The organism is Nostoc cycadae WK-1, assembly GCF_002897135.1.
Lineage (GTDB): Bacteria > Cyanobacteriota > Cyanobacteriia > Cyanobacteriales > Nostocaceae > Nostoc_B.
The window spans coordinates 304-20,301 of the sequence record NZ_DF978426.1 but is presented as its reverse complement, the minus strand read 5'-3'; the positions used below and the strand labels follow the sequence as shown (position 1 = coordinate 20,301).

Below are 19,998 nucleotides of genomic sequence, written 5' to 3'. Positions count from 1 at the left end.
CTGTAAATAATTAAAATATAAAAAATGATTTTATTTTTTCTGTATAGATACAGAAAATGAACAGGCGATCGCACCCTTAACCCATTTCCCAAACGCCTATCGTGCTACCATTACCAATAAATTCTTTTGGGAGGTCAAGCAATGGCTACCCTTCATACGCTAAATGTATCCGATGAGTTATACGCACAATTGCAAGAGTTAGCTAAAGCGGAAAATAGCTCAGTTGAGGCTCAAGTTATTAAAATTTTGCAGAAGGCTTTGGAGGTAAACACACAGCCAGCGGAGGACGAAAGGTACAAAAATGTCCCTAAACTTTTAGAAGAGATTCGCCTTCGTCGTGAACAGCTACCAACGGATGTTGAATGGCCTGACAGCACTGCCATGATTAGAGAAGATCGTGACAGATGACAAGTCCTCTTAGGTGTGTAGTAGATACCAGTGTGTCAGTTAAGCAATTTATTCCTGATCCGCTAACGACTAAAGTTAATCAATTGTTTGCTCATCTTGCCAATCCTCAAACAGAAATTTTTGTGCCTGATTTGTTTTACATTGAAGGTGCAAATGTTTTATGGAAGTATGCTCGTGCTGGTCGTTACAATACTTCTTTGATTCAAGGAAATTTAGCTAGTCTCAAGGCTTTTCCCTTGCGTGTTGTCTCAACGGCTGACTTGATGGCGGAGGCTGTGAATATTGCCCTCAATTACAATATTTCCGCCTATGATGCTTGTTATGTTGCACTGTCGCAGCAAGTTAATGCTGTTTTACTGACTCTCGATGCAAAATTGGTGAGAGCGTTAAATAATTCATCTCATAATGTTTGCTCGTTTCATGACTTTGAGGTTCCACCGTTGTCATCAACATAACAGTGTTTCTCCAACAATTAAATATATCTGTTGCGGTAAAACATCACGAGCGATCGCAAAACTCTCATCGCCCTATTTATAATTAGGCTAATGTTACCTGAGTAAATAAATCTTATGGTTGTGCAGACTCCCCCCCGTCAATACTCCGCTGAGGAATACTTGGCACACGAAGAGGCTGCTGAGTCCCGCAGTGAATACCGTGATGGAGAAATTATCCCTATGACAGGAGGATCACTTAATCACAACCAAATTATTATCAACCTAGTATTAGCTCTTTCACCTAGACTAAGACAACAAAATTATAATGTTTATGCCAATGACCTGCGGCTCTGGATTCCGCGTTACCAAGCATACACATATCCTGATGTTCTCATCATCAAAGATGAACCAGTCTTTCAATCAGGAAGGAAAGACACAGTAATAAATCCCAGCATTATTTTTGAAGTGCTTTCTAAATCTACTAGTAGTAGAGATAGAGGTGATAAATTTACTTATTATCGCTCCATTCCCGAATTTCAAGAATATATTTTAATTGACCAATATCAACTGCACATTGAGCAGTTGAGCAAAACTCCTGATGGCAATTGGCTATTTAAAGAAACTGACGATGAAGATGGCGTTTTAAATTTAGTTGCGGCTAACTGCCAAATTCTCCATCGCCAGATTTACGAACGAGTTAACTTTGAAACTCAACCAGAGTAGTTATTTTGTCTTTTGCCTTTTTTACGGTGTGCCTACTGCGCCAGAGTAAATTAGACCTCGTTGCACATCAAGAGTTAAAATTGCCCCATCACGAATGACTTGGGTAGCTTTTTTCACACCAACAATTACAGGTACGCCGAGACGTAAGCCAATAACAGCGGCGTGACAGGTCAAGCTTTCTTCTTCAGTGATAATACCAGATGCTTTGCGAATAGCATCGACAAAATCAGCACCAGTGCGAGGCGCTACTAAAATATCGCCTGGGTTAAAGTTGCTGACATCTATACCAGTATGAGCAACTCTGGCGCGACCACTCACGGAACCTTGTCCTAATCCAATACCTTGACCCAAGACGGCTGTAACTACTTCAACTTTAATTAAATCTGTTGAGCCAGAAACGCCTTGCAATGTACCCGCAGTCATTACCACCAAATCGCCTTCAAAAAGTAATTTATGCTCTTGAGCAACATTGATTGCGGCTTGGAATGTCTGACCAGTTGAGGGTAAACCTAAGACTAATAAAGGTTTTACCCCCCATACCAGTTGTAGTTGTCGCGCTACGTTGACATGGGGTGTGACTGCCAAAATAGGTGTGTGGGGACGGAATTTGGATACGTTACGCGCAGTCGCCCCAGTTTGAGTTAAGGTCATGATTGCGGCTGCTCCCAGGTTTTCGGCAATTTGACCTACAGCTTGGCTGATGGCGTTGGGAATGGAACGTCTACTATCTCGTAGTTGGCGTGTGACTGAGTTGCGTTCTTCTTGTTCTATACGTTCAGCGATTCTGGCCATTGTTGCAACTGCTTCAACTGGGTAGTTACCCACAGCAGTTTCGTTAGATAGCATGACTGCATCAGTACCATCTAAAATCGCATTGGCTACGTCTGATACTTCCGCACGGGTGGGGCGGGGATTACTCACCATACTATCTAACATTTGGGTGGCGGTGATAATGGGAATCCCTAAGCGGTTAGCGGTGGAAATTAGCCGCTTTTGCAATATGGGAACATCTTCCGCTGGTAGTTCTACCCCTAAGTCACCTCTCGCCACCATTACACCATCACACAAAGCCAGAACGGCTTCCATTTGTTCAATGGCTTCGTGCTTTTCAATTTTGGCAATGACTGGGACTTGCTTCCCGGTGCTGGAAATCAGTTCTTTGATTTCGATCACATCTTGGGGGTTGCGAACAAAGGAAAGTGCTACCCAGTCTACGCCTTGGTCTAGACCGAACATTAAATCTTCACGGTCTTTGTCGGTCATGGCTTTAATAGACAGGTAAACCCCAGGAAAGTTTACGCCTTTGTTGTTGGATAACTTACCACCAACTGTCACACGACAACATAAATCACCTTTTTCCCGATTAATTTCTTCCACCACCATTTCAACTCGCCCATCATCGAGGAGAATTTTGGCTCCGGTGGGGACTTCTTCGGACAAATATTCGTAAGTAACGCAGCTAATATCTTGTGTGCCTACAACTTGGCGATTAGTTAAGATAAAGCGATCGCCCTTTGCTAAAACTATAGACCCATTTTCAAACCGCCCTAAGCGAATTTTTGGCCCTTGCAAGTCTTGCAAAATTGCCACTGGCTGATTAAGTTCAAAAGCAGTTTGCCTAATTAAGCGAATATTACGCTGATGGTCAGCATGAGTACCGTGAGAGAAGTTAAGGCGCAGCGTTGTTGCTCCTGCTTCGATAATCGCTTTGAGCATTTCTGGGCTGCTGGTAGCGGGGCCAATTGTAGCGACAATTTTTGTCCGACGTAGAGAATCTCGTAATTGCATAAGGGCTGATTTTAGGGAGCTTGTTAAGCAGTCATAGTAAATCAATGGACATGCGGTTTCAGTTACTGCCACATCAATAAATTTAAGCAGTTAGCGAGGGGCAGATAAAGAGTAAATTTGAGGAAAGGTTTTTGAATGATTGCTGAGTTTTCCCTTGAGATTATTCCTAGGGATTCAAGAACAGAATAGCTATCGTACACTAAACTTGATGCCCTCTTTCCCTAGGATGATTTTTTTCTCTCTACTCTTAAATAACTGAGGTGACACACCCTAGCGATCAGCAAATACTTGGGTTTCGTCTGGAATCATAGCGCTATTCATCTGCTGCGAAGCAGATGTTTACATAAAAAATTGCTATACAAAACTTCATCAAACTTTATTTTTTACTAATATTTATCGTATATTCGTAATGTTTGATAAAGAAGGAGTCAGAAATGCTCGCGTTGGAGGCACAACAAAAAGTATTGAAAATCCCGCCCAAGGAATTCTTAGAGCCTCCTGGTAATTTCAGCCCAACAATGCTGATTTTTTTGTCTGCTATCACCATGCTAGTGTTATCAAATTTTGGTTACTGGCTGTGGCAATGGCCACACTGGTTATGCTTTTGTATTAACACCTTAGCCTTGCATGGTTCTGGCTCAGTCATTCACGATGCTTGTCATCAGTCTGCACACCGTAACCGGATCATCAACGCAATGCTAGGTCATGGTAGTGCGTTGATATTGGCTTTTGCTTTTCCGGTATTTACCCGCGTACATTTACAACATCACGCTCATGTGAATCATCCCAAAGATGACCCAGATCATTATGTCTCTACAGGCGGGCCTTTGTGGTTGATAGCAGTGCGGTTTTTATACCATGAAGTGTTTTTCTTTCAGCGGCAACTTTGGCGTAAATATGAGCTATTGGAGTGGTTTATTAGCCGCTTGATTGTTGTCAGTATTGTGTATATTTCAGTGCAGTATCACTTTTTAGGCTATATTCTCAATTTTTGGTTTATTCCCGCCTTTATAGTTGGGATAGCACTGGGGCTATTTTTTGATTATCTGCCACATAGACCTTTTGTTGAGCGCGATCGCTGGAAAAATGCTCGTGTTTACCCTAATCCAATTTTGAATCTCCTAATTATGGGGCAGAATTATCACCTAATTCATCATCTTTGGCCTTCGATTCCTTGGTACAATTATCAACCAGCATATTATGTGATGAAACCTCTTTTAGATGAAAAAGGCTGTTATCAAACTTCAGGATTATTACAAAAGAAAGATTTTTTTGAATTTGTTTACGACATTTTTTTAGGAATTCGGTTTCATCATCACAAGCCAACTGATAACTAATAATTCGGAGGCTGAAATGAAAATTTGGGTATGGAGCGCCATTGGCATTTTAGCGATTAATTTAACTGTACTGGCTATTGTGGCATTTTTAATTCATCGAGACAGTACTCAGCCAAACTATAACCAATCACAAATAATGCAAAACTCTGGCTCTTAAAGTACTTGAATTATTGTGTGTTTAATCCAATCAACTTAATGATTGATGCCTTTTGGTGTGGGTAATGAATTTTGAGTGTTAGGTTCGGGTGAAATTATCTGCAAAGACCAATAACTCACAACCATCAAAATTAACCCAGAAACCACACCAATTACTAATCCAACTAATAAAGGAGACTTCTTAGGAATAATAGAAGTTTCAGGAATACTTGTTGGTTTTTCTAAAAGCGGTGCTGATATCGCACTGTGAAATGCCGCGTTAGAGTGATATGCAGACAATATATTTTGAGACGAAAAAGTTGATAGTAGCGTAACATCTTGATGATTGATATGAGGTAACAGCGCTGCTAGTACTTCCTGTGCGGATTTATATCTGTCTTGAAAGTGATAACACACCATTTTATTAATCACCGCAGCTAACTCAACATTCACATTAGCTAAATGTTGCCAAACAATTTCACCTGTTTTACGGTTTTCTGGTAATTGTGTCGGATGTACCCCTGTAAGTGCTTGAATGGCAATCATCCCTAAAGCATAAATATCACTATTAGGTCGTGGTCTGCCACGTTGTTGTTCACTAGGCATATATCCTGGTGTACCGATCGCAATTGTAGATTGTTCAATCGGCACTATATTTTTTTTATATTTGACTAATTGCGTCAAAATTGGTTTAACCGCACCAAAATCAATCAAAACTAAGCGATTGTCTGATATTCGGCGCATAATATTGCTGGGTTTGACATCTCGATGTATCAACCCATGACTGTGAACAAAATGGAGAATTTCTAAAACTTCTTGTAGAAGTTGAATAACTTTGCTCTGTGACCAACAGTAACCAGGCTGAAGTTCGGTACTTAAAGTATGCCCTTCAATAAATTGTTGCACCAAGTAGAATTCTTGGTCATCTTCAAAATAAGTCAATAAATGGGGAACTAAATCATAGTCGCCGAGTTTTTGCAGCGCTTGTGTTTCTCTATTAAATAGCCGTCGGCGAATTTCTCCAGGGATAGGAACTTCGCTACTTGGTAAAAAATGCTTGACGACGCAGGTGGGACGGTTCGGAAGATGCGTATCTTCAGCCATGTAGGTTTTACAAAACATTCCTTGACTTAAAACTTGCACAACCTGGTAACGTTCACTTAGTAACTTAATTAACATGTTACGATGTGCCTGACGGTTGTTCCCCGTAATATTACGCAAAGGTATTTACTTATAGTTTTAATATATATTCTTTATTAAAGACACTTAATAAAATTACATCTAATGAGCAACAGTAATAGAAAAGCTGTCTCACTCAGCACAGACGCAATCCAGATGATCAGGGGGCTGATCATTGGCGAAGTAATTACAATTGTACTCATTGGCGGGCTGTGGTTATGGCTGAGACCACGCTTATTTGTCAATAATCGTCAGGATTCTGTCTCTAGTCAGAATTCTGAAGCTGTAAGTAATCTTACTGGTTCAACCTTTGCCCAGGTTAATGATATGCCAATTGGTGCATTCAATTACGGTGGTAGTACAGCTTGGGCATCGATTAGGCAATTAGTAGATTCACAGATTCAAAATACTCGTCCAGAATTTCAATTGCTCTATGTCAATCCTACAGATAGCAGTCCTGGTTCGGGCGCAGGAATTAGAATGTTGCTGGCGGGTAAATTAGACTTTACTCAGTCATCTCGTCCGCTGACAGATGCAGAACAAGCTCAGGCAAAAAAACAAGGTTTAACAATTGAACAACGTCAAGTAGGGATGGATGGAGTTGCAATAGTAGTTAACCCAGAACTTGAAGTTCCCGGCTTAACCGTTGAACAATTACAAAAAATTTATCTGGGACAGATTACTAACTGGAAGCAAGTAGGCGGAAAAGACTTAGCAATCGTTCCTTTGTCCCAATCTCCCGAAAATGCAGACACGTTGTTATTCCCAAACCAGCCAGCAGATAAGCAAAATTTGAGTTCTCAAGTTGAGTATGTTTACTCAACAACAGAAGCATTACGCCGAATCAAAACCACTCCTGGCAGTGTATATTATGCTTCTGCTAGAGGGGTGATAAATCAATGTGGTGTAAAGCTATTACCTTTAGGGGTAACATCAGAACAGTTAGTTTCTCTTTACCGAGAACCAGTTGTGCAGTCAAATCAGTGTCCGCGACAACGCAATCAACTGAATACGGCAGTGATCAAAAATGGTACTTACCCACTAACTGCCAAATTATTTGTCATGATTCCACAAAACCAAGGGCAAGAACAACAAGTTGGGGAAGCATACGCTAAACTGTTGCTTACTGAACAAGGACAAAGAGCGATCGCTCAAGCTGGGTTTGTACCTGTGAATAGCCAGGAAATAGCGGCTAATTAATGTATAAAGACAGATTTTACACGCAATAATTACAATTTTGTAGGTGTGTTCCCTAGGTTATTTCCGGCATCAATTTTTGATGAAAACTGCATATTTACCAGAATTGTGTTTCCTAAGCCTACATACTTGAAATGGATTTAAACTTTTGACTCAATTGCTGGCTGTGATGTGTGTAAAGACTGAGGTAAACTCCAGTCGGGACGTAAATTAGAAGCGTGACGCAAATATATATGATGAATTGGGGTAGAAACTGGCAGATAAACGTGAATTAAGAAGCGGACGCAACGTTGTAAACTACCCTCGACGTGCATTTGCTGCACATCCAACATAGGTACATTATCCCAACCAGAACGTGTACGAGCGATCGCCGCCGGAAAAATCGCATCTAAATCGCGGGTGACGGAGAAAGTCACGCTAATCATATCCTGCGGTTGAATTTTATTGCGTTGTTCTAGTTCATCTAGCAGTTCTATAACTGCTTCTCGCATTGCTTCAATTGTATTTTCTGCAACCGTTGTTGCTCCACGAATAGCTCGCATTTGCCACTCCACGCCCAAAATCCTCCTTAATTAATTTGGTCAAAAGTCAAAAGTCAAAAGTCATTAGCAAATAACAAATAACCAATGACTAATGACCAATGAAATTTATGGTCGATATAACCACAATGGCAGACCACTGGTAGACATTTCAAATTCTAACCAGTCAACACCTGCACCTAATCTTGATGAAACTTGACGACTCCCAGGTAGAATGCGACTTAACAAAGGTTTTGGTTCTTCAAGGGTAAAACATTGTGTTTTTTCGGGGTCAAGACCCACCAGTTCGGCTGTCCAGCGACGAGCATCTTCTTCTGTTCCCAGGCGGTCTACAACTCCCAATTCTAGAGCCTGTTGCCCAGTAAAAATCCGTCCATCGGCGAAACTTTTCACAGTTTCTACGGCTAAAGAACGACCATCGGCTACGGTTTGCACAAACTGCTGGTAACTGATGTCAATCAATTCTTGCAGAATGTGTTGTTCCGGTTCTGTTAGTTCTCGATCAAATGCCAATATGTCTTTGTATGGGCCGGACTTAATGACTTTGAAGGAAACACCAATTTTTTCCAGCAAGCGTTCTAAGTTATTTCCCCGCAGAATCACACCGATGCTTCCGGTGATGGTTCCGGGGTTAGCCATGATGTGTTCGGCTCCCATACCGATGTAAACACCACCGGAGGCAGAAATATTACCGAAACTAGCGACAATTTTGATTTTTTCGCGCAAACGCTTGAGAGCGCTGTAAATTTCTTGGGAATCTCCAACTGTTCCTCCAGGACTATCGATGCGTAAAAGTAAAGCTGGAAATTTCTTTTCTTCTACGGTCTTGAGGGCTTCTAATACACGTTTGCGAGTAGCACTTGCGATCGCACCAGTAATTTCAATTCGCGCAATTTGTTTAAGAAACTTGGATCTAAACGGCCAAACCATGAGCAGTCAAAAAACCTCGTATATAATCTCACTATAAAATGCCCAGAGATGAAAATGAATGGGCATTCTGCTATTCAAGCATTTTATAGCAGACACTGATTAGACTGCTGGCAATTACCTGGCGCTGCATTTAGGCTATCTTAAATTTTTGAGCTAAATTCTTCTGTCAAAGTTACTAAACTTTGGCTATCTGTGGTTGTGGTTATTAATAATTAGGTATTTAATTTAACAATACTAATCTAGAATCTCAACTCCGAATGAGATTTGATTTAAATTCTATAATGCTTACTAAAGTTGTGTTTTAAATTTTTTATTAGCCGACGCTAACCTGACGAACACATAATTTACTCAAGAATCTATGCGTAAAATTTGACATCTATAATACGCATAAGTATCAAACAATGCGCCGACAAAACTCCAAGTCAGACCAATAATTAGCATTCCGCGCAAGGGCGTACCACTGCCAAAAATTGCAAGAAAATGTAATATACCTGTAGCGCTGGTCTCTGTTACTGTTTGCAATCCGGGCATATAACCGAGTACAGATAACAGCAGCAATATCCCACCAACTAAAAATATAGGCGCAACAAAGCTGAAAACAACCGTGACTAATAGGGAACGGAGAAAGTTCAGCAGAAAAGTCATGAAAGATAACCTCCAGGAAGACAACGCACAATAGCCAACTAACTATCTTTCATCTTCTACAATACGTGCGATCGCCACCTAGAGGCCAATATGTCAAAAATCTTAAGTTTTCATTAAAAAAACAGACAATAACTACACAACATGTATCACGGAACAATTAGCTTGTGGAGAGACAGAACCTTTACTGATTCAGGCTTTGAGCTTATATCTATTAAATAGCACACATCACAAGATATGTAGGTAAAGGTTTATTTTATGAGAGTAACTTTAAACTAAGTTAACGTGAACCTGATTTCATGAAGAGGCGAAGGGGCAGGGTGCAGGGTGCAGAAGAGAAGAATAACTATTGACTATTGACCATGAACTTTCGCTATTCTTAAGGCAATTACCGAGTTAGCTACAGAACATTGAGCCAGATTACATCTAATTCCAGTTTAGCAGCATGGGGTCAGCGCTTGCTGGCAGCGATTTTTCTGGGGGGACAAGTGATAGTTCACCTGCTGCGGGGCAAAATTCATTGGCGGAATACTTTAGAACAAATGGCCGCTGTAGGGCCAGACTCTTTGTTTATTGCGCTGTTAACGGCAATTTTTGTTGGTGCTGTGTTTACCATCCAGGTAGCGCGAGAGTTTATTAACTTTGGTGCGGGTAATCTCGTCGGCGGCGTGCTGGCGGTGGCTTTAACAAGAGAACTTTCACCCGTACTCACAGCAGTTATTTTAGCAGGGCGCGTGGGGTCTGCCTTCGCCGCAGAAATCGGAACTATGCGAGTTACAGAACAAATTGATGCGCTGTTAATTTTAAAAACAGACCCAATTGATTATCTCGTTATTCCCCGAATGATTGCTTGCTGCTTAATGCTGCCCATTTTAACTCTCCTGTCGTTAGTAACAGGTATGTTTGGTGGATTATTAATTGCTACTCATGTATACGGACTAGCCGATACGGTATTTCTCGACTCCGCCCGCAACCTGCTGGACACTTGGGATATTTGTAGTGCTTTGTTTAAAGCCGTGTGTTTTGGTTTGTTAATTGCTGTCGTTGGTTGCAGTTGGGGCTTGACAACCACTGGTGGTGCTAAAGGTGTAGGACAATCAACCACAACAGCCGTAGTGACTGCTTTGCTGCTGATATTTATTAGCAATTTCTTTTTGTCGTGGTTGATGTTTCAAGGTGCGGGTAGTGCATTCGTCAAAGGGTTTTAAGAGTGCTGAGTGTTGGGTGATTGGTCATGAATAACCTTGCATTCTACCTGCTGTCTGCTCAGAGAAAACTGTTAACCCCTAAAATAGGAAAGATGTCTACTCATGAAACAGGATTTGAAACAGTGACTAGTTCATTTGCGCCTAATTCCGTAGCAACAGTGGAACTCAAACCTAGTTACAATATCCCTGTTGTGTTAGTGATTGCAGCGATTCCCATTGTGATTGTGCAACCTTTAATAGGAGGAGCGATCGCATTTTTTGGTTTGTTTCTTTTGTTTCAAACTGTAACATTACGCTTGCAATTTACTGCCACCGACTTAGATATTTACAGAGGTGAAAAGTTAATTCGGCGTTTTCCCTACCGAGAATGGCAAAACTGGCGAATATTCTGGAATAAGTTTCCAGTTCTGTTTTATTTTAAAGAAATTAACAGTATTCACTTTTTACCAATTTTGTTCGACCCCAACACCCTCAAAGCTTGTTTGGCAGAACGTTGTCCACGTATTTAGTGCTTAGTCAATGGTCAATAGTCAATGGTCAATAGTTGAGAGCAATAATACAAAAATGACAAATGACAAATGACAAATGACAAGTAAGCAAAAATTTATTCGCCTTTAGAAATTACACTATCGTTTATGAACCCTGAGTCATCTCAAACTCCAGAACCAATAGATGAGTGGTTGGAGCAAATACAACCAGAAAACCCAGAAATAGAAAACCCAGAAAACTCATCTGTAGAGTCAGTTCTGGAACCAGAAGCATCTGCTTCAGCAGTTGACACAGAAACGAGCGATGTAAATACAGAATTGCTTAGTTTAATAGATGAACCAGCCGCTGAGGTTCCATTAGCCGCTGACACAACTGCATTAGGGTTAAAAACAGAATCAGCATCACAAAATAATTCCTTATACGCCGAAGCCGAGCAAAGGTTAACTCAGTTACAAGAAACTGAAGCCGCACTCAAAGCCGAAATTGCTACGTTGCAAGTAACTTACAACACGCTGCAAACACAACTGAGCGACACGCAAACAGCAATGGGGCGAATTGTGCAAGAATCACTCGGACAATTAGAACAACGCAAACAAGCACTACAAATTTCTATAGAACAGTTAGAACGTCGTCAAGAACGTATCCGCAATGAAATGCGAACGACTTTTGCAGGCGCATCGCAAGATTTAGCAATTCGTGTCCAAGGTTTTAAAGATTATCTCACTGGGAGCTTACAAGATTTAGCCGCCGCCGCCGAGCAGTTACAACTAGTCCCAGAAGTTAGAGAACGAGAAAGGCCAAGTGTTAAAGAAGCTAAACCCGCAGAACCAGAAGCAATTACACCACAATTTGCCCAACAGCAGTTTCAAGAGACTACTAAGCAAGTTCGCCGCCTAATTGATCAATATCGTAACAAACCAGATTATTATGGCCCGGCTTGGCAACTACGCCGCACCTTTGAACCAGTTCATGCAGAGCGAGTCTCGAATTGGTTTTTTGGACAAGGGGGACGGGGTGCGTTGCGGACAATGGGTAGTCGTTTGCAAAATACTTTGATTGCTTCGGCGATTATTTCGATACTACATAAATTGTATGGCGATCGCGTCCGTACTCTGGTTTTAGCCAATACACCAGAACGCTTGGGTGAATGGCGGCGAGGTTTGCAAGATTGTTTAGGTATTGGTCGCCCAGATTTTGGCCCTGACCGGGGAGTAGTTTTATTTGAAGCGCCAGACGCTTTAGCGCAAAAAGCCGAGCGTTTGGTCAAAGCTAATCAACTACCTTTAATCATCATTGACGATTCCGAAGAGCAAATCAGTTTAGGAATATTGCAATTTCCTTTGTGGTTAGCCTTTGCGCCTGACCCCAAAGCCATGAAAAATTATGATGATGATTTTTAAGTACTTTTGAGCTTGAATCTAGTCAGGTGCGTTATGGAAATTAGTCCTAACGCACCAAAAACCCTTTATGGTTACAGACAAAAGTTTGCGGAAGTGATGCTAAAAGTCTTCATGAGATGACCATTCAAAATCTTCATCTCTCAAACAGTTGATATCTTTTCCAGAGGACTCGATAGAGTCTATCAAATTTTTGATTGAATTTTCTAGTGCTTCATCAACCGAGTCTCCTGTTCCGCCAACCCATTCAGGCGAATCATCTCTAAAGTTTTTAATAGCAAGATTCACGCGTCCGGAATATTTGCCATAAATATCCTCAGTGATTTTGACTCTAAAGTAGATGTTGGGAATGTACTTCACACATGATACATAAAATTCAGCAACTACTTTTTCAATACTTTGAATCTCAGCAAATCTAATATTTTGCCAACTCATAAACCTGAGATGCTTACGCTGGTAAACCTTGAACTTGGAGTAAATCTAACTCGCGCTCAAATATTTCATCAATGGGTAACATTTGACCATCGGTTGTCATAAATTTATGGTCTTTGGTGGCACGAATGACTGAACCGTCTTCTAAACCATACTCGAATACTTCTTGTTGTCCTCGATTATGCCATTGGGCGATCGCTTGTGTATAGACATGACCATGACTATCAAAGCTGAAGACGTTGCATTCAATTTCTTTTTCGACAATTTCGCCAATTGGTATCAAGCCATATTCTACCGTCAACACTTTTGTCTCATAGCTGAGGCAATATTCAGCGAACTTCAACATATCATCAAATAGCTTTTCTGCTACTTGCTTTCTCACGCCGTTCTTTGTGGAACCATCAATGAATTTTTCCTGCTGCTTCTGCATTTCGGAAACTTTCTTTTTCCCCATTGCGCGGCGCAGTAAGTCAGCTTGTCCTAACGAATAACCAGCCATATCTTGAGCAATTTTCATGATTTGCTCTTGATAGACCATGATGCCGTATGTTTCATTTAATATTGGTTCGAGAACCTGGCTTTCATAGTCTATATTTTCCCTTCCATGTTTGCGGTTAATAAATTTAGGAATTAAGCCTGCATCTAAAGGGCCTGGTCTGTATAATGCCAGAATTGAAGAGATATCCTCTATATTAGAAGGTTTCAAATCTCGGACTATCTGCTTCATCCCCGATGATTCTAATTGAAATATGCCTTCTAATTCTCCAGATTCTAACAATTCATAAGTTTTCTGCACATCTTTAGGGAGAGTTTTATGTTCACCCTTAGCTAAAATCTTTTGCGCTTTTCTTTCTTGACTAGTTATTTCGTAAGGGTCAACTCGATAACCTTTACTTTTTTCAATTAAATCAATGGTTTTTTGAATCATCGTCAGGTTTCTTAAACCCAAGAAGTCCATTTTTAACAGCCCCATTGATTCCAAATCTTCCATGAAATATTGGGTAATAACTGAACCGTCATTATTTCTTTGTAGAGGGACGATTTCATCAAGAGGATCGGCAGAAATTACCACTCCAGCAGCATGAACACCAAAGGTTTTGTTAGTTCCTTCAATCCGCATTGCCATATCAAGCCAACGGCGGACTGTCGGATCATTATCATATTTTTCTTTAAATTCTGGTTCAGGGGTGTCATCAGAAATCATCACTTTGAGTTTTGTTGGTTTCCCCCGCACCACAGGAATTAATTTCGCCATTTTGTCTGATTCCCCATAAGGAATATTCAACACTCTGGCGACATCTTTTAACACAGCTTTAGATGTTAAACGGTTAAAAGTAATAATTTGGGCAACTCTATCTGTGCCGTATTTTTGAGTAACATAATCAATAACTTTATCCCGCTGTTCAATACAAAAATCTGTATCAATATCAGGCATGGATTTACGTTCTGGATTCAAGAAACGCTCAAATAGTAATCCATGATGTACGGGGTCGATGTTGGTAATACCCATTGTGTAAGCTACTAAGGAACCAGCTGCCGAACCGCGCCCTGGCCCCACAGGAATATTATTATCTCTAGCAAATTTGATGTAGTCCCACACAACTAAAAAGTAGGTAGAAAACCCCATTTGCTGGAGCATTTTTAATTCATATTCCAATCTTTCTTTATAGACTTGTTCAACTTCGGCGCGAGATTTTCTGTTTAATTTTTCTAAAAGTCCGTTCCATGCAACTTCTTCGACGTAAGTATCAGCAGTATGACCCGAAGGGATAGGATAATTAGGAATGCGAGGCTCACCCATAATTTGGTAAGACTCGACTTTATCGGCGACTTCTTCTGTAGTGGCTATAGCTTCTTCAATCACATCATCGGGTAAATGGTCACGAAATAGCATTCTCATCTCATCAGCAGATTTGAGATATTCTGTGCCGCTATAACGCATCCGATTTTCTTCCACAATTAGCTTGCCGGTTTGAATACACAGCAAAGCATCGTGGGCTTCAACATCAAAACAAGAAACAAAATGAGAGTCGTTAGTAGCAACAAATTTAATGCCTAATTCTCGCGCAATTTTGATAATTTCAACATTAACAATCCGGTCTTCTTGGGAGCCGTGGTCTTGAATTTCTAAATAAAAATCATCACCAAATACATCTTTATACCACTGAGCAACTTTCCGCGCTGCATCAGGTCTATTACTAAGAATTGCTTGGGGAATTTCGCCACCTAAACATGCACTGGTGACAATTAAACCTTCATGATATTGTTTGAGTAATTCTTTATTAATACAGGGACGGGAAAAAATACCTTTACCTTGTACACCTTTGAGGTGAGAAAGTGTAGTTAATTTAACTAAATGTTTATATCCTTGATTATTTTTAGCTAAAACAACTTGATGATATTTGGGACGACGTTCTTGTTTTTCAATATCGCCGTTAATAATATACATTTCATTGCCAATAATTGGCTTAACATTTTTGCTACGGCAAATTTTCAGCAATTCCACAGCACCATACATGACACCATGATCGGTAACTGCGATCGCCTTTATCCCCAATTCTATAGCACTATCAATCAAATCTGGTAGCTGACTCGCCCCATCCAGCAAACTGTAATCACTGTGAATGTGTAAAGGTACGAAAGACATAATATTTAGTCAATAGTCAATGGTCAATAGTCAATAGTCATTTGTTATTTTCACCCCTGCTCCCCTGCTCCCCTGCTCCTCTGCCCCCCTGCCTCTTTTCTACTCCCTAGATTGATTAGATTATCCTGTTTAAGTAAATTCCACTTCCGCAATTGTTGTTGTAATAGTTACCTTAGTCCTGTTACCTAGCATTACCAATGAGTCAAACAGAGAGTCAAAATTCGCCCGATACCTCGTCCCGTCCTTGGTGGCGGCGTATTCCTCTGACGTTACAAATTGTTATCGCCCTAGTGCTGGCAGTAATTTTGGGAATTGCGCTGGGTGCGGGGAATCCTAGCCCTAGCAATGCTGCTTTAATCAACAATTTAGCAATTCCGGCGGAACTGGTACTTAAGGCGCTCCGCGCTTTGGCTACACCGTTGATTTTGGTAGCAGTGCTGCATACTTTTATGACTGCGACTATCCCCGGTACAGCCGGACGGCGGTTAGCGTTACTACTGGTGACTAATACCACTGTAGCGATTTTGATTGGGCTTTTCGTGGCTAATGTTCTCCGTCCGGGAACTTGGGGAAGTTTACCCAAGCCACAGACAACAATTGCTAACGCCAATATTGATCCTTGGGGATTACTTAAAGACGCTGTACCTGAAGCTATCCTTGCGCCGTTGGTGAGTAATAATGTAATTCAACTGATTGTAGTTGCCCTTTGTTTTGGTATTGTTTTACGGGGCTTAAAATCAGAACAAATTGCCCAAAACAAAATTGGATTTCAACCCATTGAAGATGTGATTGGCATTTTGTTTGAGGCGGTAATTCGTATCCTCAACTGGGTAATTGCCTTAGTTCCCTTTGCTGTGTTTGGCATTGTAGCTAAAACCGTGGCGGAAAAAGGTTTTGCCCCTTTTGTCTCTTTGGCAGCTTTTATTGTGGCGGTGCTGGTAGCCTTAATATTACAAGCTTGCTACTATCTCACCAGAGTCAAATTTAATTCTTGGGTAAACCCGTGGAAGTTTTTGGCTGGCGGTTCTGATGCTTTTATCACGGCGTTCTCGACTTCTTCTTCGACTGTGACAATGCCTATTACCTGGGAGGTTTTGCAAACCAAAGTCGGTTTAAGGGAATCTTCGGCATCTTTGGGGGCGCTAGTTGGGGCAAACTTTAACAATGATGGGACTGCCTTGTATGAGGCGATGTCTGCGTTATATATTTCTCAAGTTATTGGACAGCACTTAAATTTGGGACAGCAGTTAGTTGTAGTGCTGACATCAATTTTTGCATCGGTGGGGGCGGCTGGTATCCCGAATGCTGGGCTAGTGACAATGACTTTGGTGTTTACTTCCGTGCGCTTGCCGACGGAGTATATTGCTTTGTTGGTGACTGTTGATTGGTTTTTAGACCGTTGTCGCACTGCGATTAATGTCATGGGAGATATGACGGTGAGTGCGGTGCTGGATGGGAAAAAGCAACGTTCTGTAGATGAGGGTTAAAGTGATGGATGCTCAACTGACTAGTAATGAAATTAATGTAGCACGGGAGTTATTAAGCAGTTACGCCCCTGCAAAGCACGCATTGGATGTTTTAGAGAAACACAACGGTAATTGTGATACTTCTTTTGATGAACTGTGGGGAGAGCAAAATGGCGTGCTAATAATGCCAGAGGGTAAATCGCTTTGGCAGACAACGCTGAAAGTATTGCGTCAGGAACTCTGCGGTGATGAAGGCTTTCGCGGTCAACTCAAAGAATACACGAAAAATCCGGGCAGTACACCTTTGCTGACAGGGGTGATTGTTTCTCTAGTGGGTGTAGCAGCAGCACATGGCTTACCTCTTGATCCGGCGATCGCTACTGTTGTTGTTTTGTATATTCTTAAAATCGGACTCAATATATTTTGTGACTACACCGAACCACCTACTGGTAATTCTGGGACTCTTCCGCCAGGAAATTAATGTGCTTGACATAGGCATTGCCAAATCTCTTTGATACTTTGATTGCGAGTTTTTATCGCCAGAGGTTTCTTAGGAGACATCGCCTGAGATAGTTTCCTCAGCAATGTCTCTTGAGTATCAAAAAGATATATGAATTCACCGATTTGTGAGTTGAGCCTAAAATATAAAAAAGTAAGTTATCTGTAATTTCTATGGAAAAACTCAATACTCAAACGAGAACTGCCATACACATTTATATTAAATTATGAGTATCTATGAAATATTGGCAGCCAAACGGGAAGAAATTTTGCAAATTGCGGCAAAATACGGTGCATATAATATTAGAATTTTTGGCTCAGTAGCCCGTCTTGAAGCAGATGTTAACAGCGATGTTGATTTTTTAGTTGAAATGGAGCCAGGACGTAGCCTTTTTGATTTGGGTGGATTATTGATGGAGTTACAAGAAATACTTGGTTGTCAAGTTGATGTTGTCACAGAAAAAGGATTGCGATCGCGTATTCGAGAGCGAGTATTAAGTGAGGCAGTTCCTTTGTGAGAGATAATAGTGAAAAATTGCGCGATATTTTAGAAGCAATAGAACGTATCGAAAAATATGCAGTTCAAGGTCGGGAAGCTTTTGAAGAAAACGAACTAATTCAAACTTGGTTTATTCAACACCTACAAATTATTGGAGAAGCATCGCGTGTATTATCTGCCGATATTCGTGAGCAAAATCCAGGTGTTCCTTGGTCACAAATGATTGGGATGCGAAATATTTTAACTCATAATTACTTTGAAATCGATTTAGATGTTGTTTGGTTGGTTGTTGAACGGGAATTACCTAACCTTAAGCCTCAAATTGAAGCGATTTTACAAACATTATCTTGAATATTAAATAGACGAAGGATAACGGGAAAGCGATCGCTACTGTGATTGTTTTGTATATTCTGAAAATTGGACTCAATATATTTTGCGACTACACCGAACCACCTGCGGGGAATTCTGGGACTCTTCCGCCAGGAAATTAATGTGCAAACCCCTCCCCAACCCTGCCCTTGGCAAGCTACCGTGTACACACAAGTGGTAGCTGCAAGGGTTTCAGGCGTTATAGACCCCTTAAATTGTCATTACGAGCGCAGTGATAACGGAGCGAAGTAATCGCATAATCCCGTAATTAAAGCGATTGCTTCGTCGTTCCTCCTCGCAATGACAAGCTTCCAGAGCGATCACAAAACCGAAAGCTAGACGACGAAACCAAACGTTAGGTAGGATTTCAAGACTTGTGTGTACACCGTAGCCTTGGCAAGGGGAGGGTGTGCGAAAGCGCGGGTGGGGTATATTTTATGCGCTAGGTAATTGCTAGAATTGTTGTCCCTGAAATAGCTTTTGCGTTGGCGTAGCCCGCCGCAGGCATCGCCAAAATAACAAATGCGTATACAAAATCTATAATTGTTGTTGCTTGGGCGACCTAAATTTCCACCAAAGAGCGAACGCTGAAAATTTCATGATTTCGCAGCGGTTTAATATCAGATATGGGAACAATGACAACAGCTATTGATTCACCAGTTGCATTAAATACTTCTAGAACACATCCTTGTTCGCCATTGCTGGGATGAGGAACAAAATCAATTAAAGTTGCTACATCACCTTTTTTTAATTGATATTCATCCAAATCACAATTTAAAGCAACACGCTGGTATAGTTCAAAGTTCATTTGCAGACTCCTTGTTAGGTTTGAGGGTGATAAATTGAAACTTGCCGTCAACAGTCCTTTGTAGCCAAACTGTAATCACTGCTAAGTTTCGCCCCTTTAAGCCAATTAATTCACCAGTGACGCGATAGAACACTCCATATTCATTATCTCTATCTTGTATTGCTTCTGTTGAATGTGCCAGTTGCCTAATTGCTGCTTTCAATAGTTCTGGGTTGTCTTGTGTAAATCCAGCTTGGGCGAGGAACTTTGATTTATCGTCTTGTTCTCTTGGTAATAATAAGTAGCCTGTAATTTTTGCATCTGCAATAATCGCATCAGAGGGAATTTTCATTTCTCAAAAAGCTGCCTCACTTCCTCCACCGACACGCCAAAAATCTCGGATACGGCTGCTAATAAACTCTCATCCTTAGTAACTTGGTAGAAACGGGCAAGATTACGAAGCGAAATTCCTAAACCATGCTCATCATTAAACTCAGCCGTAATCTGTAAAGCTTGCAGATAATTCGCTTTCGCTGACTCCAGTTCCCCTAATTCTTCTGCAAGTTTACCAAGGTGAAAATAGGTGCTGGCACAAGCATAGCGATCGCCAAATTCGATAAAAATATCTAAAGCCTGTTGATAATTGCGCCTTGCCTCTTCAAATTCCCGCAATTCTTGGGCAACTATTCCTAACTGGTGGTAGGTGCTGGCACAACTATAGCGATCGCCATATTCGATATAAATATCCAAAGCCTGTTGATAATTGCGCCTGGCTTGTTCATATTCTTGCAATTCTTCGGCAACTTTTCCTAACTGGTGGTAGGTGCTGGCATAAGAGTGGCGATCGCCATATTCTATTTTTATATCCAAAGCCTGTTGATAATTGCGCCTTGC

General features: G+C 41.0%; 23 protein-coding genes. 13 read left to right on the top strand and 10 right to left on the bottom strand.

What is annotated here, in order from left to right; all coding sequences use genetic code 11:
- Nucleotides 1-141 precede the first annotated feature (141 nt).
- From NCWK1_RS09760 to NCWK1_RS09750, 3 genes are all read left to right on the top strand, one after another.
- Nucleotides 142-408 carry a FitA-like ribbon-helix-helix domain-containing protein gene (locus NCWK1_RS09760; RefSeq protein WP_096575139.1) on the top strand — a complete coding sequence of 89 codons (267 nt, stop codon included), beginning with the start codon at nucleotides 142-144 and terminating at the stop codon, nucleotides 406-408.
- Nucleotides 405-863, top strand: a complete 459-nt coding sequence (locus NCWK1_RS09755; RefSeq protein ID WP_096575137.1) for a type II toxin-antitoxin system VapC family toxin — start codon at nucleotides 405-407, stop codon at nucleotides 861-863. The genes NCWK1_RS09760 and NCWK1_RS09755 overlap by 4 nt, the downstream gene beginning before the upstream one ends.
- A 114-nt stretch (nucleotides 864-977) precedes the next feature.
- The gene (locus tag NCWK1_RS09750; RefSeq protein WP_096575135.1) at nucleotides 978-1,565 is read left to right on the top strand and encodes a Uma2 family endonuclease; all 588 of its coding nucleotides are present in this window, start codon (nucleotides 978-980) and stop codon (nucleotides 1,563-1,565) included.
- Between the two features lie 21 nt (nucleotides 1,566-1,586).
- Here the strand turns inward: NCWK1_RS09750 and pyk are convergent, their stop codons facing one another.
- Nucleotides 1,587-3,353: a pyruvate kinase gene (gene pyk / locus NCWK1_RS09745; RefSeq protein WP_103124584.1), complete on the bottom strand. Its 1,767-nt coding sequence runs from the start codon at nucleotides 3,351-3,353 to the stop codon at nucleotides 1,587-1,589.
- Nucleotides 3,354-3,787: 434 nt separating this feature from the next.
- Between pyk and crtR the strand changes: the two genes are divergently transcribed.
- Both crtR and NCWK1_RS29495 read left to right on the top strand, forming a co-directional pair.
- The gene (crtR, locus tag NCWK1_RS09740) at nucleotides 3,788-4,690 is read left to right on the top strand and encodes a beta-carotene hydroxylase (RefSeq protein ID WP_096575131.1); all 903 of its coding nucleotides are present in this window, start codon (nucleotides 3,788-3,790) and stop codon (nucleotides 4,688-4,690) included.
- A gap of 16 nt (nucleotides 4,691-4,706) precedes the next feature.
- The gene (locus NCWK1_RS29495) at nucleotides 4,707-4,847 is read left to right on the top strand and encodes a hypothetical protein (RefSeq protein ID WP_015113480.1); all 141 of its coding nucleotides are present in this window, start codon (nucleotides 4,707-4,709) and stop codon (nucleotides 4,845-4,847) included.
- 35 nt (nucleotides 4,848-4,882) lie between these two features.
- Here the strand turns inward: NCWK1_RS29495 and NCWK1_RS09735 are convergent, their stop codons facing one another.
- Nucleotides 4,883-6,004: a serine/threonine-protein kinase gene (locus NCWK1_RS09735; protein ID WP_103124583.1), complete on the bottom strand. Its 1,122-nt coding sequence runs from the start codon at nucleotides 6,002-6,004 to the stop codon at nucleotides 4,883-4,885.
- Between the two features lie 105 nt (nucleotides 6,005-6,109).
- Between NCWK1_RS09735 and NCWK1_RS09730 the strand changes: the two genes are divergently transcribed.
- Nucleotides 6,110-7,204, top strand: a complete 1,095-nt coding sequence (locus NCWK1_RS09730) for a PstS family phosphate ABC transporter substrate-binding protein (RefSeq protein ID WP_096575127.1) — start codon at nucleotides 6,110-6,112, stop codon at nucleotides 7,202-7,204.
- 137 nt (nucleotides 7,205-7,341) lie between these two features.
- On the opposite strand, the gene aroH is transcribed toward NCWK1_RS09730, so the two are convergent.
- The 3 genes from aroH to NCWK1_RS09715 all read right to left on the bottom strand — a co-directional run bounded on the left by aroH (nucleotide 7,342) and on the right by NCWK1_RS09715 (nucleotide 9,315).
- Nucleotides 7,342-7,743 (bottom strand): chorismate mutase, encoded by a 402-nt coding sequence (aroH, locus tag NCWK1_RS09725; RefSeq protein WP_245894870.1) that lies wholly within the window; start codon nucleotides 7,741-7,743, stop codon nucleotides 7,342-7,344.
- 105 nt (nucleotides 7,744-7,848) lie between these two features.
- A complete protein-coding gene (gene sppA, locus NCWK1_RS09720) occupies nucleotides 7,849-8,670 on the bottom strand; it encodes a signal peptide peptidase SppA (protein WP_103124582.1) in 822 nt (273 codons plus the stop codon).
- 348 nt (nucleotides 8,671-9,018) lie between these two features.
- Nucleotides 9,019-9,315, bottom strand: coding sequence for a hypothetical protein (locus NCWK1_RS09715; RefSeq protein ID WP_096575121.1), 297 nt, complete (start codon nucleotides 9,313-9,315; stop codon nucleotides 9,019-9,021).
- Between the two features lie 407 nt (nucleotides 9,316-9,722).
- On the opposite strand from NCWK1_RS09715, the gene NCWK1_RS09710 reads away from it, so the two are divergent.
- From NCWK1_RS09710 to NCWK1_RS09700, 3 genes are all read left to right on the top strand, one after another.
- Nucleotides 9,723-10,520, top strand: a complete 798-nt coding sequence (locus NCWK1_RS09710) for an MlaE family lipid ABC transporter permease subunit (protein ID WP_103124581.1) — start codon at nucleotides 9,723-9,725, stop codon at nucleotides 10,518-10,520.
- Between the two features lie 92 nt (nucleotides 10,521-10,612).
- Nucleotides 10,613-11,029 carry a DUF3119 family protein gene (locus NCWK1_RS09705; RefSeq protein WP_103124580.1) on the top strand — a complete coding sequence of 139 codons (417 nt, stop codon included), beginning with the start codon at nucleotides 10,613-10,615 and terminating at the stop codon, nucleotides 11,027-11,029.
- A 126-nt stretch (nucleotides 11,030-11,155) separates the two neighbouring features.
- Nucleotides 11,156-12,409: a DUF3086 domain-containing protein gene (locus tag NCWK1_RS09700; RefSeq protein ID WP_103124579.1), complete on the top strand. Its 1,254-nt coding sequence runs from the start codon at nucleotides 11,156-11,158 to the stop codon at nucleotides 12,407-12,409.
- Between the two features lie 99 nt (nucleotides 12,410-12,508).
- On the opposite strand, the gene NCWK1_RS09695 is transcribed toward NCWK1_RS09700, so the two are convergent.
- Both NCWK1_RS09695 and NCWK1_RS09690 read right to left on the bottom strand, forming a co-directional pair.
- Nucleotides 12,509-12,841: a hypothetical protein gene (locus NCWK1_RS09695; protein ID WP_103124578.1), complete on the bottom strand. Its 333-nt coding sequence runs from the start codon at nucleotides 12,839-12,841 to the stop codon at nucleotides 12,509-12,511.
- A 13-nt stretch (nucleotides 12,842-12,854) separates the two neighbouring features.
- Nucleotides 12,855-15,485, bottom strand: a complete 2,631-nt coding sequence (locus NCWK1_RS09690; protein ID WP_103124577.1) for a DNA polymerase III subunit alpha — start codon at nucleotides 15,483-15,485, stop codon at nucleotides 12,855-12,857.
- Between the two features lie 197 nt (nucleotides 15,486-15,682).
- On the opposite strand from NCWK1_RS09690, the gene NCWK1_RS09685 reads away from it, so the two are divergent.
- The 4 genes from NCWK1_RS09685 (at nucleotide 15,683) to NCWK1_RS09670 (ending at nucleotide 18,299) form a co-directional block, all read left to right on the top strand.
- The gene (locus tag NCWK1_RS09685) at nucleotides 15,683-16,972 is read left to right on the top strand and encodes a dicarboxylate/amino acid:cation symporter (protein ID WP_103124576.1); all 1,290 of its coding nucleotides are present in this window, start codon (nucleotides 15,683-15,685) and stop codon (nucleotides 16,970-16,972) included.
- Between the two features lie 4 nt (nucleotides 16,973-16,976).
- A complete protein-coding gene (locus tag NCWK1_RS09680; RefSeq protein WP_103124756.1) occupies nucleotides 16,977-17,432 on the top strand; it encodes a hypothetical protein in 456 nt (151 codons plus the stop codon).
- Nucleotides 17,433-17,676: 244 nt separating this feature from the next.
- A complete protein-coding gene (locus tag NCWK1_RS09675) occupies nucleotides 17,677-17,967 on the top strand; it encodes a nucleotidyltransferase family protein (protein WP_096575107.1) in 291 nt (96 codons plus the stop codon).
- Nucleotides 17,964-18,299, top strand: a complete 336-nt coding sequence (locus tag NCWK1_RS09670; RefSeq protein ID WP_096575105.1) for a HepT-like ribonuclease domain-containing protein — start codon at nucleotides 17,964-17,966, stop codon at nucleotides 18,297-18,299. The genes NCWK1_RS09675 and NCWK1_RS09670 overlap by 4 nt, the downstream gene beginning before the upstream one ends.
- A 580-nt stretch (nucleotides 18,300-18,879) precedes the next feature.
- Here NCWK1_RS09670 and NCWK1_RS09665 read toward each other — a convergent pair.
- From NCWK1_RS09665 to NCWK1_RS30095, 3 genes are all read right to left on the bottom strand, one after another.
- Nucleotides 18,880-19,125 carry a DUF4926 domain-containing protein gene (locus NCWK1_RS09665; protein WP_096575103.1) on the bottom strand — a complete coding sequence of 82 codons (246 nt, stop codon included), beginning with the start codon at nucleotides 19,123-19,125 and terminating at the stop codon, nucleotides 18,880-18,882.
- Nucleotides 19,115-19,456: a DUF6883 domain-containing protein gene (locus tag NCWK1_RS09660; RefSeq protein WP_103124575.1), complete on the bottom strand. Its 342-nt coding sequence runs from the start codon at nucleotides 19,454-19,456 to the stop codon at nucleotides 19,115-19,117. The genes NCWK1_RS09665 and NCWK1_RS09660 overlap by 11 nt, the downstream gene beginning before the upstream one ends.
- On the bottom strand, nucleotides 19,453-19,998 hold a 546-nt coding region (locus NCWK1_RS30095), incomplete at its 5' end, for a tetratricopeptide repeat protein (protein WP_245894869.1). The genes NCWK1_RS30095 and NCWK1_RS09660, both read right to left, overlap by 4 nt.

What these genes read in the sequence shown, in the direction of transcription:
- sppA (WP_103124582.1), bottom strand. Translation starts at nt 8,670, where the DNA reads ATGGTTTGGCCGTTTAGATCCAAGTTTCTTAAACAAATTGCGCGAATT.
- crtR (WP_096575131.1), top strand. Translation starts at nt 3,788, where the DNA reads ATGCTCGCGTTGGAGGCACAACAAAAAGTATTGAAAATCCCGCCCAAG.
- NCWK1_RS09750 (WP_096575135.1), top strand. Translation starts at nt 978, where the DNA reads ATGGTTGTGCAGACTCCCCCCCGTCAATACTCCGCTGAGGAATACTTG.
- NCWK1_RS09755 (WP_096575137.1), top strand. Translation starts at nt 405, where the DNA reads ATGACAAGTCCTCTTAGGTGTGTAGTAGATACCAGTGTGTCAGTTAAG.
- NCWK1_RS09700 (WP_103124579.1), top strand. Translation starts at nt 11,156, where the DNA reads ATGAACCCTGAGTCATCTCAAACTCCAGAACCAATAGATGAGTGGTTG.
- NCWK1_RS09680 (WP_103124756.1), top strand. Translation starts at nt 16,977, where the DNA reads ATGGATGCTCAACTGACTAGTAATGAAATTAATGTAGCACGGGAGTTA.
- NCWK1_RS09760 (WP_096575139.1), top strand. Translation starts at nt 142, where the DNA reads ATGGCTACCCTTCATACGCTAAATGTATCCGATGAGTTATACGCACAA.
- pyk (WP_103124584.1), bottom strand. Translation starts at nt 3,353, where the DNA reads ATGCAATTACGAGATTCTCTACGTCGGACAAAAATTGTCGCTACAATT.
- NCWK1_RS09730 (WP_096575127.1), top strand. Translation starts at nt 6,110, where the DNA reads ATGAGCAACAGTAATAGAAAAGCTGTCTCACTCAGCACAGACGCAATC.
- NCWK1_RS09675 (WP_096575107.1), top strand. Translation starts at nt 17,677, where the DNA reads ATGAGTATCTATGAAATATTGGCAGCCAAACGGGAAGAAATTTTGCAA.
- NCWK1_RS09660 (WP_103124575.1), bottom strand. Translation starts at nt 19,456, where the DNA reads ATGAAAATTCCCTCTGATGCGATTATTGCAGATGCAAAAATTACAGGC.
- NCWK1_RS09695 (WP_103124578.1), bottom strand. Translation starts at nt 12,841, where the DNA reads ATGAGTTGGCAAAATATTAGATTTGCTGAGATTCAAAGTATTGAAAAA.
- NCWK1_RS09705 (WP_103124580.1), top strand. Translation starts at nt 10,613, where the DNA reads ATGTCTACTCATGAAACAGGATTTGAAACAGTGACTAGTTCATTTGCG.
- aroH (WP_245894870.1), bottom strand. Translation starts at nt 7,743, where the DNA reads ATGCGAGCTATTCGTGGAGCAACAACGGTTGCAGAAAATACAATTGAA.
- NCWK1_RS09715 (WP_096575121.1), bottom strand. Translation starts at nt 9,315, where the DNA reads ATGACTTTTCTGCTGAACTTTCTCCGTTCCCTATTAGTCACGGTTGTT.
- NCWK1_RS09665 (WP_096575103.1), bottom strand. Translation starts at nt 19,125, where the DNA reads ATGAACTTTGAACTATACCAGCGTGTTGCTTTAAATTGTGATTTGGAT.
- NCWK1_RS09735 (WP_103124583.1), bottom strand. Translation starts at nt 6,004, where the DNA reads ATGTTAATTAAGTTACTAAGTGAACGTTACCAGGTTGTGCAAGTTTTA.
- NCWK1_RS29495 (WP_015113480.1), top strand. Translation starts at nt 4,707, where the DNA reads ATGAAAATTTGGGTATGGAGCGCCATTGGCATTTTAGCGATTAATTTA.
- NCWK1_RS09685 (WP_103124576.1), top strand. Translation starts at nt 15,683, where the DNA reads ATGAGTCAAACAGAGAGTCAAAATTCGCCCGATACCTCGTCCCGTCCT.
- NCWK1_RS09690 (WP_103124577.1), bottom strand. Translation starts at nt 15,485, where the DNA reads ATGTCTTTCGTACCTTTACACATTCACAGTGATTACAGTTTGCTGGAT.